The 12,973-nt window shown below is 59.6% G+C and carries 12 protein-coding genes and 1 pseudogene; 7 read left to right on the top strand and 6 right to left on the bottom strand.

The features are described from left to right. Positions 1–403 precede the first annotated feature (403 nt). The 3 genes from V1289_RS01295 to V1289_RS49450 all read right to left on the bottom strand — a co-directional run bounded on the left by V1289_RS01295 (position 404) and on the right by V1289_RS49450 (position 3,452). On the bottom strand, positions 404–2,164 hold the full coding sequence (locus tag V1289_RS01295; RefSeq protein WP_334395305.1) for an IS1634 family transposase: 1,761 nt from the start codon (positions 2,162–2,164) through the stop codon (positions 404–406). A 264-nt stretch (positions 2,165–2,428) separates the two neighbouring features. Next, positions 2,429–3,001: a DUF2147 domain-containing protein gene (locus V1289_RS01290; protein WP_334395304.1), complete on the bottom strand. Its 573-nt coding sequence runs from the start codon at positions 2,999–3,001 to the stop codon at positions 2,429–2,431. A gap of 265 nt (positions 3,002–3,266) precedes the next feature. Next, complete coding sequence (locus V1289_RS49450) at positions 3,267–3,452, bottom strand: carboxymuconolactone decarboxylase family protein (RefSeq protein ID WP_442896158.1); 186 nt, start codon at positions 3,450–3,452, stop codon at positions 3,267–3,269. Between the two features lie 884 nt (positions 3,453–4,336). On the opposite strand from V1289_RS49450, the gene V1289_RS01285 reads away from it, so the two are divergent. Together V1289_RS01285 and V1289_RS01280 are read left to right on the top strand one after the other, a co-directional pair. Then, positions 4,337–4,570: a hypothetical protein gene (locus V1289_RS01285; RefSeq protein WP_334395303.1), complete on the top strand. Its 234-nt coding sequence runs from the start codon at positions 4,337–4,339 to the stop codon at positions 4,568–4,570. A 187-nt stretch (positions 4,571–4,757) separates the two neighbouring features. Continuing rightward, positions 4,758–4,967: a hypothetical protein gene (locus V1289_RS01280; RefSeq protein ID WP_334395302.1), complete on the top strand. Its 210-nt coding sequence runs from the start codon at positions 4,758–4,760 to the stop codon at positions 4,965–4,967. 538 nt (positions 4,968–5,505) lie between these two features. Here V1289_RS01280 and V1289_RS01275 read toward each other — a convergent pair. Next, entirely contained in the window at positions 5,506–5,898 is a 393-nt protein-coding gene (locus V1289_RS01275; RefSeq protein WP_334407204.1) for a thermonuclease family protein, read from the bottom strand. Between the two features lie 341 nt (positions 5,899–6,239). Between V1289_RS01275 and V1289_RS01270 the strand changes: the two genes are divergently transcribed. From V1289_RS01270 to V1289_RS01260, 3 genes are all read left to right on the top strand, one after another. Beyond that, on the top strand, positions 6,240–6,482 hold the full coding sequence (locus tag V1289_RS01270) for a PilZ domain-containing protein (protein WP_334395301.1): 243 nt from the start codon (positions 6,240–6,242) through the stop codon (positions 6,480–6,482). 182 nt (positions 6,483–6,664) lie between these two features. Beyond that, positions 6,665–7,027, top strand: coding sequence for a hypothetical protein (locus tag V1289_RS01265; protein ID WP_334395300.1), 363 nt, complete (start codon positions 6,665–6,667; stop codon positions 7,025–7,027). A gap of 294 nt (positions 7,028–7,321) precedes the next feature. Continuing rightward, positions 7,322–8,419, top strand: a complete 1,098-nt coding sequence (locus tag V1289_RS01260; protein ID WP_334395299.1) for a DUF2336 domain-containing protein — start codon at positions 7,322–7,324, stop codon at positions 8,417–8,419. Between the two features lie 81 nt (positions 8,420–8,500). Here the strand turns inward: V1289_RS01260 and V1289_RS01255 are convergent, their stop codons facing one another. Next, on the bottom strand, positions 8,501–8,755 hold the full coding sequence (locus tag V1289_RS01255) for a hypothetical protein (RefSeq protein ID WP_334395298.1): 255 nt from the start codon (positions 8,753–8,755) through the stop codon (positions 8,501–8,503). 502 nt (positions 8,756–9,257) lie between these two features. Beyond that, positions 9,258–9,539, bottom strand: a pseudogene (locus V1289_RS01250) (SOS response-associated peptidase family protein); the annotation flags it as partial. A gap of 752 nt (positions 9,540–10,291) precedes the next feature. Between V1289_RS01250 and V1289_RS01245 the strand changes: the two are divergent. Both V1289_RS01245 and V1289_RS01240 read left to right on the top strand, forming a co-directional pair. After that, positions 10,292–11,029, top strand: a complete 738-nt coding sequence (locus V1289_RS01245) for an SDR family oxidoreductase (protein WP_334395297.1) — start codon at positions 10,292–10,294, stop codon at positions 11,027–11,029. A 97-nt stretch (positions 11,030–11,126) separates the two neighbouring features. Continuing rightward, positions 11,127–12,908, top strand: coding sequence for a Rieske (2Fe-2S) protein (locus V1289_RS01240; protein WP_334395296.1), 1,782 nt, complete (start codon positions 11,127–11,129; stop codon positions 12,906–12,908). Positions 12,909–12,973 lie beyond the last annotated feature (65 nt).

The following is a 12,973-nucleotide window of genomic DNA, read 5'->3' as shown; positions in this document are numbered from 1 at the left end:
GTTAAAGTTCCACAGGCATGCACCGAGCAAGCCTTCAAATGAGCAGGACCTTTGAAGCAGAGTTAGCGGTCTCTGTAGCATTAGGCCAACCTCAGATGTTGCCTGTTGGCACTTTTGAGACATGCCGGGCCGGTCTGATGATGTCCGTTGATCGGGGTAGAGCAGAAGTCTCGTTTCGGGGCCGTCAGGACCGTTGTTGACCCATAGCGGCCGTTACCCCTCCGGTACCCCGCTAATCGCATGCTGGCAAAAAAAGCGCTCGCGTTGCTCGAGGTAAATGGATGAGGCGAGAGGGATACAGGCATCTGCGCCGATGCGGCCTAGCCTTCTAGACCGAAGTTTTCACCCATGAATCGCATAAGTATCTGATGCGGTTTGATCATTCGTCCGCGAGGCTACTCGGTTACTGGACACGAACGGGATTGAGCCCGAGCAGATCGAAGGCCGCCTCCTGGAGGGCGGTTGGTTTGGAGTGAAGGGTAAAGCGGTGCTTGGGGCGCGCGGGCACGTGCATGGTGTTGCGAGCGAGTGTTCCGAGATGCGCAATGAGGTCACCGAAGCTCATGACGCGCTGACCGTCTGCCGATCGCCTGGTTGTCTTCTTGACCTTGACGACGTCTGACGGTGCGGTGGCCGCAACTGGAGAAGTTCGCTCCGCTTTGGCTGCTGCCAGATCGGTGTCGTGGAACAACAGCGGCGCTAGGGCCTCCCGTAGGAGCCACTCGACATGGTAGGCGAGCATGCACAGGAAGACATGAGCCCGCACCCTGTCCGCGGTCCAATGACGGATCGGCCGGATTTCCAGATCGACGCTCTTCAGGGATCGGAATGCCCGTTCGACGTGCGAGAGATCCTTGTAGGCCTGAACTGCTTCTGCGGCATTCAGATGCTCGGCAGGCATGCTGGTTCGGATCACATAGATGCCGTCGAGGCGCGCCTCTGCCTCGATCTGATCGAGCCGTCTATGCCAGGAGAGATGACCATCGCGGATCGTAACGACGAAGTGCTTGGCCATCTTTCTTTTGTTAAGAACCGCGCCGACCGCCAGACCTATTTCGGCAGCGTCACGCAAGGGAGCGTTCCTGCGCCGGACCTTGGCTTCGATCCGGGCCAGTTCGCGTTCAGTCACTGCTAACAAGTCCTCACGCTTGCGCGCCCGTTCGGCGGCGAGGTCGTGATTGCGGCACGCGATCAGCCGTTCGCCTGGGAACATGTCCGGCGCGCTGATTTCGGCGAGATCGCGATCATCGAACAACGACAGCTGTAACGGCCCATTTTCCGCGGCCAGCGCCTGCACCGCCGGTGCACGCAGGCAGGTGATCCAATCGAGATTCGCGGGCCTAAGTTCGTCGCGAATGCGGGCCGAGGTGATCATGCCGCGATCTCCGACCAGCACCAGACGACTGATCCTGAAGCGATCCTTCACCTTCTCGATCTGCGCGCTCAAGGTTGAGGGATCCGCGGTGTTGCCGTCGAACACCTCCACGGCGATCGGCAGTCCCTCGCGTGTGCAGAGCAGCCCATAGACAATTTGCGGCCGGTCCTTGCGGTGATCCCGGCTGTGGCCATAGCGCGCCAGCGGGCAGCAGCGGCCCTCGAAGTAAGATGAGCTGACGTCATAGAGGACCAGCACGCCGTCTTCGAGATGCCGCCGCGCCAAGCCATTTTCGACGCGGCCCTGACGTTCGAGCAGCCAATCCAGCGCCTCATAGGCCTCCCGCTCCTTGACCCGGCCAAGGTGCAAGACCGCGCCCAGACTCGATACCGCCGTCTCCTCATCGATCGCGCGGACAAAGCCCAGCTTCGATCGTGGCGCAATCAACCGATCAACCACCATGGCGACAACGAGATCGCAGCAGCGTCGCGAGGCCGGATCCTTCGCCGCACCCAGAATCAACCGGTCGAGGCCAATCTTGCGGATCATTCCAAGCGCCGCCGCAACATGGCCGTGCGGCAATGAGCGCTCGACTTCCAGTTCCTGCGGACCAGTGCCGATGACCGTTCCGCCCTTCAGCACCGCCTTCAACGTATCGATCATATCACGCGGCAGCTTGCTGAGATTGGCCAACGTCCGCTTCTGCGAACGGCCTTGCTCGTCGCGATAACTCTCCCGCAGCAACACCGCAGGCGGAGAGTCTCGATTGGGCACCATCTCGATGAACATGCCCGAATCGAATCATATCCTCGCCGATTTGGGAATCCCCTTACATGGACACAATCACAGGATCATTCCCACCCTAACCCACTGCACTGACTCAAGTCTCTCCTGACGACACGAGCAAACTTCGGTCTAGAGTCTAAGAACTAATGGCGGTCACGGGCAGCGGGACTATAACGCTTTGGATGCTTCCAAAGGCCAACCACGATTGTGGAAAGTTCATCCGTTCGATTTCACTATTTGCTCTAAAGGCCACACCCGCCGCTACGGCTAATGCGCTGGCGCCATCTTCCTCTGTATGGCGGGCGGCTTCATCGCGGCGGCATGCGCTGGGAGATATTTTGCCACGATGGCGGGATCGATCTGGGCGATGGTGCTGTCAGGCAGGCGGGTCCATGTCTCGTCCCGGCCGAGCAGCGAAATGCCGATATAGCCGCGCAGGGTCAGGTTCTGCCCATCCGGGCTCAAGGTCATCATGGCGCTGTAGATCTTGCCGTCGCGGGGATCGAGCACGTTGCCGTTCTCATATTTCAGACCATTGCGCTTCATGTCACGGACGAAGGAGATACCGAGCCAGGGCGCGTTCTTGCGGTCGTCGGTACACTCCGAACAGATCCGCGGGCCTGTACTGCCCGGCTTGGGGAAAAGTTTCGCCATCACGCCTTCGAAGACGCCGTTGTGATCGACGACCAACACGTAAAGCCGGGGCTCGCCGTTCTCGATCTTCTGCCACAGGCCCGCCGCGGAGGGCTCCGCCGCAGCCGGCCAAGCGGCGGCGGCCCAGAGGGTAAGGCCCGCGATAAGCGACAGCAATCGCCGAAGTCCGAAAGACGAATTCCGCATCGTTGTCACCTCGACCAATCCGTCGAATTCAGTGACTGCCTTCAATTGCTGCAGACTACGGCCATTTTGCGAGCAGGTCGTGGAAAGCTGCGGTCGCGGCCCGGATAGTGGTTGGTCGCCACTCCTGCAGTGCGTTGGCATAATTCGCCTGGGAACCTCGAAGAGAGCTAAAAACCCCGGCTCGGTGTCGGCCAACATCTCCAAGAGAACACCGAGCCGGGACTAGGCGTCATAGGTCGTAAGCCGGCATAGGCGGTCGCCTGTATCAATGCTTCCTCAATCTCACCGACGGTAAGACCGTTCCGCAGGCCGATCTGAACGTGGTTCTTGAACTCTTCGGTCGGCGCAGCGCGATCAGAATGCCGAGCGTCACCAGGCTTCGCTGCTTCCTGTCGAGGCCTGGACGGGTCCAGATGCTTCCGAACACGAAATCGACCGCAAGGGCCACCATCACCGAGCCGAAGCCGCCGACCTGCGCTCGGCGCGCACCCCCTTGCCTGGGGGTTTGGTTCCAGTTCCCTATTAACTAATTCCTCTGGCGCTGCTCGGGTTCCCGGTGCACACTGGTTCCATCACCGCACGGTACTGTGGCAGTTATCGGTGATGAGAAGCGCCGGTCGCGCTCCCGCCAATCTTCTAACGGGATGGAGCAGCGCATGCCAGAGCGTCGCCGTTTCGTACGAACCGAACCTGTAGAGAAACGACTTGCAGACGAAGCAGCACGTCTCCGCAAGGAAGCCCAAGGCACTCCGCCGGGCATTGAGCGCGAGCTCCTCATTCGTAAAGCCCGCCGAGCCGAGATGGCTTCCCGTCTACAGGAGAGGCTGACCCCACCCGGGCTACGAGCACCAAAATAAGTTCACTAGAAATGGCTATTTATCGACTACTGAAAAACTTCACTATGGACCCGGAAAAGGTTAGCTGCATCACAGCGGCTTACGAGCAAGCGTTGCATACCCTATGCGTCAAGGACCGCGATGACCCTCTCACGGAAATGGTCGCGAAGACGATCATCAAGATCGCGCAAACTGGTCCTCGTGACCCCGCACAGCTTGCGGCTCTGGCGATCAAAGAACTAGGTGTCCGGTAAGCCGCGTGTTGTGCCGTACCTTGTTCCCGAGCTGAATTCGCGTTCGCGCCTCGGTCTCGCCAGACTGCTCTGGGGGGACGATCAGCGCTCACATCAAGACCTATGTGAACCCGAACCGAAAGTATTCGCAATCAACCGCGCCTCCGCTGCTGCAGAGGACGTAAAAATTGGTTCTGAGTCATAATTATAATGACTCCGATGCAAAAATAAAAAATAAGGTGGGGAAAACGACGGGGAGGATGGGAATGGAAACTGTACGCCGCTTGCGCGCCATGGCGTCGTTGTGTCGGCAGAGCGCCGCATACCATCCTGACAGAAGCTGGGAGCTGCTCGCCGAGGCAGAGTATTGGGAGCACCTGGCCAATGCCGCGCTCCTTGAGCACTTCCAAGATTGCACCGCCAGCTTGAATGACCAGACGCAGCCCCAACCAGCTGCAAACGCGACGGCACGCGATGCAAGTCGATTGCCGGTCGCCTGAGTGCTCTCATGCGAGCGGCTGGCTTCCGTAGCAGATGCGGCGTTCCTGGACGGAACGGCACACCGGAACGAACATCGCGGTAGTTGCCACGAAACCAATTTCTGTAGGCCACGAAATGATCCTGAAACACAGGCCGTCAACAATCCCCGCTTTTCGATAAAGGCAAGGCTTATTGCGGAGCTAAACCATGAACCGGGAAACAGTTAGAATTGCGGTCGGCACCCGCTTTAAAATCAGCGAACTCGGAGCGGTTCGTTGCCCAAAGCTGGCTGACAAGATTGGCATCGTTGTCGGCTTGAGCCGTCACAACACCGGTATCACCGTGCTGTTCGATGGCGACAGAAGACCGACCTGCTTGCACCGGGGCTATATATCTTCAACATCTGAACAGCACTAAGGCCGCCTTAAACCGTTCAGTGCTGGGGGCCGAACACTATTGTTGGAGCGGTGGGTGGTAAGCGTCAGCTTTGGCGCGCCAAGGACACCGCTTTCATTATGCTGCCACCCGATCTTCCTTGTCGTCCCCGCGCGCGGCGATCTTGAGGACATCATCAAAGGCCGTTGCAGCGCCCTCGTCTCATCCCATGGCGCGCGCGATCCCGGTCGCGCATCGCGCAGGTATCAACAATGGGTAATCCGTAAGAGAACGAAAAATCTTCACATACAAGGCGAATTGGCAGCTAGAAATTGGCACTTTACGTTTGCGGCTAGGCAACTGCATGCCGCACTATCGCATCTACATTCTGGACCAACACGGCGACCTTAAGGGCGCTGTCGGCCTTGACTGCGCCGACGACGAAACAGCGAAAGAGCGCGTCAAACCACTATTGAATGGTTACGCCGGAGAGCTCTGGCGGCTTGTAGCGTGCCTCGAATTGGAAAATCCGCCCACTAGGCTAGAGTCCTAATGGAAAGGCTTCAATCGCTGTCCTGCTCTAACCCCCTGGGCTTCCCGTGAGATGGACGGCGCGCCTCCTTCGGAACGTAGCCTGACAGGTGCCCACTGAGGGACGAAAGAGGCGCTTGGGTGCTCGCCTGTCTTTACATTCATCACGGATGCGCGTTCGCATCATCCGAGCAAGCCGCCGGACGCCCGTTCGCCCTGATGCAGGCCCGATAAAGCCATGGCTCAACATAGCTGCCTGCCCCATCCCGCGCCCGGCGTGCTCTGCATCGCGCTGGGCCGCAGCGTGCTTACCTTTGGAATATTGCGGCCAGTCGAGCGCAAGGCCATTGCGAACCAGCCATTCGCCGAGATCGGCGCTGGCCACCGAACAGGTCGCAACGGTCCGTCCGTATTGATCCAGCGAGATCGGCGTGCAACTCACCGGCCGTTTCGTGATGAAGGCGTCGAGGTCATTCGCTGACTCGGCACCGCAACGGTACTGCAAGCTACTGATCCCCGACACAATTGCGTGCTCTCGGGCGCGTTCGGCTCATCCCGTCGCGCGCACGGTCGAAATGAGGCCGGACCTCACTTTAGAGAAGATTAATAAATTGCGAGCATCCTCCCTACGATGAGTTGTGATGTGAGACTGCTGCTCTCATCGTGCCTGATTTTAGGGCGCGCCCGGTATGCGAGCGCGGCGATTGATCTTACGCCCGCATCTCGCGCGTTCATTCTCGTGCTGGCGTCACTAAGCTGTATGAGCCTCGGAAGGGCTATCGTGTGGTTGAGACACGAATTGCGCCACGTCATCGGGTCAGGAAGTCGGCGGAGGTCGATTTCGGCGGCGACAAGATCCCTTGCATGATCCACGACATATCGATGACGGGGGCGGCACTAGAGTTCGCCTATTCGACCAAGACGATCCCCGCCGCATTCACGTTGCTCGTACCAGAAGACCGTCTGAAGCTGTTGTGTCGTGTGGTCTGGCGAAACGATTTTCGGGTCGGTGTTGCGTTCCAATGAGGGGGGTGAATGAGAGATGATCCCAAGCCCAACCAATGAACAATTAGCCCTCTTTGCGAAACGCGTCAGGCGCGCGATCAGCAATGAAAGGACCCGCCACCATTTCGGAGTTTCGTCGGAGGAATATGTATTTACGCTGTTTCCCGACGTGGTGAGAACTCTTGAATGGATCGAGGCTGGAGGTGAGGCCGAAAATTGGTCACCGCAAGGGCAATCACAGCGACCGACATTGCGGAAGAAAGTCGGAGGTCAATAAGACATGCAAGCAGCCAATCTGCATCTTAGCGCTGCAAGGTAGCTGGGGCGCTCATCACATCGCGATGCAGGTCGTCTCACTCCGTATCGTTCCGTTCATTGACTCTCAATCGCTGGAAGCGCGCGAGGGCCGGGAGGTTCTGCTTCGCGACAGCAGCGGCTTTCATCTCTATCTGACGGATGGTGATCCCACATCTGCTGCCGAGGAGCGGATCATAAGCCTTGAACTGCGGGAGGCGCTCATTTGGTTGAATGAGGCGCGAGAAGATCAGGGATCATTCTGGAGTTGACTCCGGCGCTGCGTTTCGTAGGCCCTGCCATCGAAACGAGTGCTGGATTTGGCTCAGCATGGCGATGCCCCCGTCGGCATAGAGACCGTGACAATACTGCTGATCCGCTGCCACAGCGGTATTAAGCACCAATAGTTCGATTGGGGCCGGAGTTCGCCAGCCGGAACTTGTTTGCTCACCATTAAGCGACCGACACGATAGTCGCGCCTCTTTACTATTTCTTGAATTCTGCAACGGCTTAATTCCGCAATTGGAGAAGCAATTTGCCCCCGCTTGCGCAATCGGGCCCACCAGATGGCTGAAGCGACCGCATTTCTTACCGAACTTGAGGACGCGGTTTCCAGAGGGACCGCCGAAAGCCGTCTTCGGGCGCTGTGGCATGCGACCGATTGTTTAATTTCCGGTAGCTATTCAGAAGAGCAAATTTGGGCCTTCGGCGAGATAATTGGCAGGCTTGCTCAGGAGATTGAAGTTGGCGCCCGAGTTCGACTTGCAAACGAGCTGGCTCCCAGCAAAAACGCGCCGATCGACGTGGTCAACGCTCTTTCCCTCGATGACTCAATCGATGTTGCGGGTCCCATTCTTCAGCATTCCGAGCGGCTAGATCCCAATATCTTGATGAGCTGCGCCCGAGACAAGGGTCAGCAGCACTTGCTCGCCATTTCCAAGCGGAAAACAGTATCCAATGCTATTACTGACGTTCTGTTGGCGCGTGGTTCACAGGCGGTCGTCACTTCAGTTGCGCGAAATAGCGGCGCTCATTTTTCCCACTCAGGGTTCCTTCAACTCCTGCGACGCTCGGAGGATGACTCTATCCTTGCCGAGTGTGTCGGACATCGCAAAGACATCCCGCGGCACCTATTCCATCAATTGATTTCCAAGGCTTCAGACGAGGTCAAAGAAAAGCTGAGGCGAGAACGCCCTGACATGCAAGGCCATGTCCAGAGCATAGTCACAGATGTAGAGGGTGCCATCCACTCAAGATTTGGTCCTGCATCGAAGGACTATTTTACCGCAAAGCGGACAGTCGCAAAGTTACATCAATTGGGAGAGCTAACTGAGGATAGCATTTTTGAGTTTGCTCATTCGCTCAAGTTCAACGAGACGGTTGCGGCACTTGCTTTGTTGAGCTCTATGCCCGCTGACATCGTAGAGCGCGCTTTGATCGACCAAAAACGGCAATCAACTCTCATACTAGCCAAGGCTTTGAGATTGTCATGGACCACCACCATGTCGCTTCTTTTTCTGGGAGCGCTGAACTACCGAATAACGGCTGGCGAGTTGGATCGAATGAAGGCTGACTACAGCGCGTTGAATGCTGAGACATGTCTGCGCGTGCTGGACGCGTATCGCTCTCGCAAGCAAACGGCATGGCAGCATGCATCCCATTGACATTGCCATATGCTCCTGGCCGGCTCCCGCATCACCATCTTGAGCGCGTCATGCCCTCGTCTCATTCCAGGGCGCGCGCATTCAAACGTCGAGCTCTTCGTCGGTCGTGAAGATCACCGGCATGGCCTTTGGGAAGGTCGGCTCGATGACAGCCTTCGGCAGCGCTCGCGCTGCAGAGCGCTGGCTCATTAAGGCGTCCATACCGTTCCGATGCAGCCAGAGAAGCCCCATGGCGAGCTGCCGCAAATCGTTGCGCTCCGCGCCGACGGGTAGCTGTCTTGCCCGGCGCAGTGCGTCGGCAGCTTGCTTTTCCGGTCCTGACAGCTTGCGTTCCATCTGCTGTCCCAAACAGACCGGTGGACCGGCACGGTGGGGCCGCCCGCCTTGCTCTGAAATTCAGGCGGCCCCTGCCGACCACATCAATTGTTCTGCCCCACGGCAGAGGCCATAGCCAGCCGTTAAGATACGAGCAGGCGGAGGTAAAAGTTTCATGACAACGCGAGCGCAGCGGCGCTGCTTATCAGCGGATGGATCGAATGCAAGAGCGCAACGCCGCTCTAGCGGAATATGCTCGCTAGGCGGCGTTGTTTATTGCACTGGGCCCTGAAATCCCCAGCCAAGCCTGATCGTGCAACACATGTGCCAGCAGTCAACGCTCCAGTCTGAAACACCGTGATCATACGGACCCGAGTAACTCGCAGCGCCTTCGAATGTTTCACTTCAAGTTCACTTTGGCGGTTTATCGCACGCATAACGCCGATCCGGACGCCTTCTCCTCTGTTGATGGAAGCATCCTTTTTCCGTTTCCCCGCTCGGCATCCATCACCACGCTCCTCGTCTATACCGCCGCCCGATCTTCTTTCTCCGCGCCGCGCATCACGATCTTGAGCCCGTCATCCAGCAGCGGCCGCTACAGCGCCTTCGCCTCATCCCACGGCGCGCGCATCCAGGCATCGCGCTCCTCGTCGGTCGTTAGGATCACCGGCATCGCCTTTGGATGGATCGGCTCGACCACCGCATTCGGCGAGGTCGTCAGGAAGCCGTAGACGAGATGCGGCCCGGGGATCGGCTTGGGCTTGGTACCGCGCTCGCCTTTGAATTCGGTCCAGATGCCCGCGAAGCCGTTTTAATCGGTAACTCCCTCAGCTTCCGCACGTAATAGCCTTGCCTCTGAACCGCCGACTTAATCTCGTCACTGACTTTGAGAACCTTCTTCTTGGATTTGCGCCATCGCCCCGACTTGCCAGTGGGTATAGGAAGTCCCTTCCTAACAACGAGCAGATCGCGCTTTCCGCTCAAATAAACGTCGAACATATGCCACCCCCGAGCCAATGAACGTTATCGCTTCGGAGCGAAGTTCGGGTTGCGAGAATACAACACCAAGCCGCTTGTTCGCCGCTTCACCGCAGGGCTCGGCTGTCACTGGGCATCTTGGGCTGAGATTGCGGGTTGAACAATTTCAATGATTTGGCGTTCGGCTCAATGCACAGGCTTGTCCATTTAACGTGAGATTCCTGTTGGCTTTGGGCATCTAACGTGAGATTCCGGCTTCGATGACATGGTCCATCGGTTCGGCGCGAAGACTGTAATGTCAAGAAGGCCCTTCCTGCCAATCGCGCTCCGCGTTTCGCTGCTCGCCGGTGTCGCGATTGCGATGCGTGACCCAGCTCAGACGATCTCGCGCCTGCGCACCCGCACCCGCTCCCATAGCAACCAGCGCTTCACCGAAATCGAGGCCGAGCTCGGAACGGGATCCGCAAATCCAGTCTCACATTGACAGCTAACTTGAGACTGGGACCTGCTTCAGTCTCAAGCCAAAATGCCCAACGGCGAGAAAAGTCGCGGAGTCTCACGCCAAGATGCCAAGCGACAGTGGCCCTAGTTACTGGAGCGGCTTCTGGCATCGGTCTGGCGACTGCCAACGCCTTCGCGGAGGCGGGAGCGACTGTAGTCCTAGCGGACGTCAATGAGAACGGAGCTCGCACTGCTGCGGAGCACTTAGTTGCCGCCGGTCATAAGGCAATTGGCTTGCGTTGCGATGTCGCCGATGATGATGATGTGGCCGGTATGGTCCGGCAGACCGTTTTTACCTTCGGACGGCTGGACGCAGCGTTCAACAACGCCGGCGTGCAGAGTCCCCTTGCCGAGACAGCTGACGCCGACCCCAACGATTTTGATCGCGTGCATGCGGTCAATCTGCGCGGCATCTGGAGCTGCATGAAGTACGAACTACTCCAGATGCGTGCGCAGGGCAGCGGTTCCATCGTGAACTGCTCGTCGATCGGGGGACTAGTGGGTATCGCCGGTCGCGGGGTGTATCGCTCGTCCAAACACGGGGTGCTCGGGCTCACCAAGTGCGCCGCTCTCGAATATGCCTCCCGCGGCATCCGAATTAACGCGGTGTGTCCAGGTATTATCGAAACACCGATGCTCGCGGGCATGCGGGTCAGTCAACCCGAAGCCATCAAGGAACTGATAAAGGAGCAGCCGATCGGGCGGCTCGGCCGACCGGAAGAGATTGCCTCTGCCGTCCTTTGGCTCTGCAGTCCCGGCGCAAGCTTTGTAATCGGCCACGCACTCGCGGTCGATGGAGGCTACACGGCGCGTTGACGACGAAAACCACGGCATCCTCTCGCCTTTGCGCGAGGGGATGCCTATGTTGCGGAGTACCTGCAGCGGCCCCAAAGCGACAATGGGAGGTATGCTCATGGACGCGCCCAGCAAGGAATTTGCGCTGGCGGGCAGCCTTGAGCAGCTGAAGCTCAAGGGGCGGCTCGTTGTGCACGGTGGCCATCGTCCGATCCTCGTCATCTACGACCGCGGGCGCGTCTTCGCCCTCGACAATCGGTGCCCGCACATGGGCTTCCCGCTCGAGCGCGGCAGCGTCGAGGACGGCATCTTGACCTGTCACTGGCACCACGCTCGCTTCGATCTCGAAAGCGGCTGCACCTTCGACCTCTGGGCGGACGACGTGCCGATCTGCCCGGTCGAGGTGCGCAATGGTGACATCTGGGTGAAGACCACGTTCACTCATGCCGATCTCGCCGCGCACTGGCATCAGCGGCTTGCGAACGGCCTCGCCCACGACCTCGGCCTCGTCATTGCCAAGGCCATGCATGGTCAGCTCGCGGCCGGCGTACCGCAGGCCGAAATCGTACGGCAGGTGGCGCTGTTCGGGGCGCAGAACCGCGACGGCTGGGGCGTGGGTCTTACGATCCTTACGGCACTCGCCAATCTCCTGCCTGTGCTGCCGGAGGAGGAAGCCTATCTCGCTCTATTCCACGGCGCACGCCGCGTGGCGGCGGACTGCGACGGCGCGGCGCCGCGGCGGGAACGCGCGCCGCTTGGCAGCCGGCCGGATCCGGCCGCGCTCAAACGCTGGCTGCGGCGTTGGACAACCGTGCGCCATCGCGAGGCCGCCGAGCGCACCCTGCTCACGGCGATTGCGGCCGGCTTCTCCCCGGCTGAACTCGCTGATGCCCTGTTCGCCGCCGGGACCGAGCGCGCGTTCGCCGCCACCGGGCACTCGCTCGATTTCATCAACAAGGCATTCGAGTGCCTCGACCTGGTCGGCTGGCAACACGCGGCGGCTCTGCTGCCGACTGTCGTCGGCCAGATGGCAGCGGCCCGTGGCGCCGAGGAATCGACGGCCTGGCGCCAGCCCGTTGACCTTGTTGCGTTGTGTGAAAAATCAACCCGCAAACTCGCGGGTCTGTTCGCTGCCGGACGCAGCTCGCGTGACTGGTCGGGCCACGCCGCACTTGCTCAAGAGCTGCTCGGTGACGATCCGGCCAGGATCGTTGATGCGCTCAAGGAGGCGATCCGCGCCGGTGCCGCTCCTGCTGACCTTGGCCAATCCCTCGCGTACGCCGCAGCGCTTAGGGTGGCGCGCTTCGGCAATGCCAACGAGCACGCCGACTGGGAGACGGCGCATCACGTCTTCACCTACGCCAACGCAGTCCACCAGATGCTGACGCGCATCGGGACTGCCAACATCGACACTCACGTCACGGCCGTCCGCGGCGTATTGCACGGAGCGATGGCGCTCTACCTTGCTCGCTATCTCAATGTGCCGCCGGCCCGCATCCCGGGCGACGCCGGCGAGCAGCTCGATGATCTGCCCGCGGATCCAGAGACGATCGGCGCCGCCTTGCTCGACGCCTTCGACCGGCAGAGACAGGTCGATCTTGCCGCACGCCTGGTGGCACGGCATCTCGCGCTCGGCCTTTCGCCGCAGGCGCTGATCGCCACGCTCGCGCATGCGGTGCTGCGCGAAGATGCGGGCTTCCATGCGTATCAGATGCTGGAGGCGGGAGTCCGGCAATTCGGCGCATGGGGCGACACGGACGAGGGCCGGCACATCCTCATCGCGGTTGCCCGCTATCTGGCGGCCCATTCGCCGACCGAACGCGCGTCGCTGCAGACAGCCGACATCGCCCGCCGCTTGATGCGGGGTGGCGAGCTGCATCAAGAGGCTGGATCGTCCTGACGTCACGCGCTGAGGGCGCACTAAGGGCGATCACCTGGACCACTTCCCCGGTCGCGTTGATGGCG

Source organism: Bradyrhizobium sp. AZCC 2289 (assembly GCF_036924615.1).
Classification (GTDB): domain Bacteria; phylum Pseudomonadota; class Alphaproteobacteria; order Rhizobiales; family Xanthobacteraceae; genus Bradyrhizobium.
Note: the sequence above shows the minus strand (reverse complement) of the source record. Positions and strands in the feature narration are given on the sequence as shown.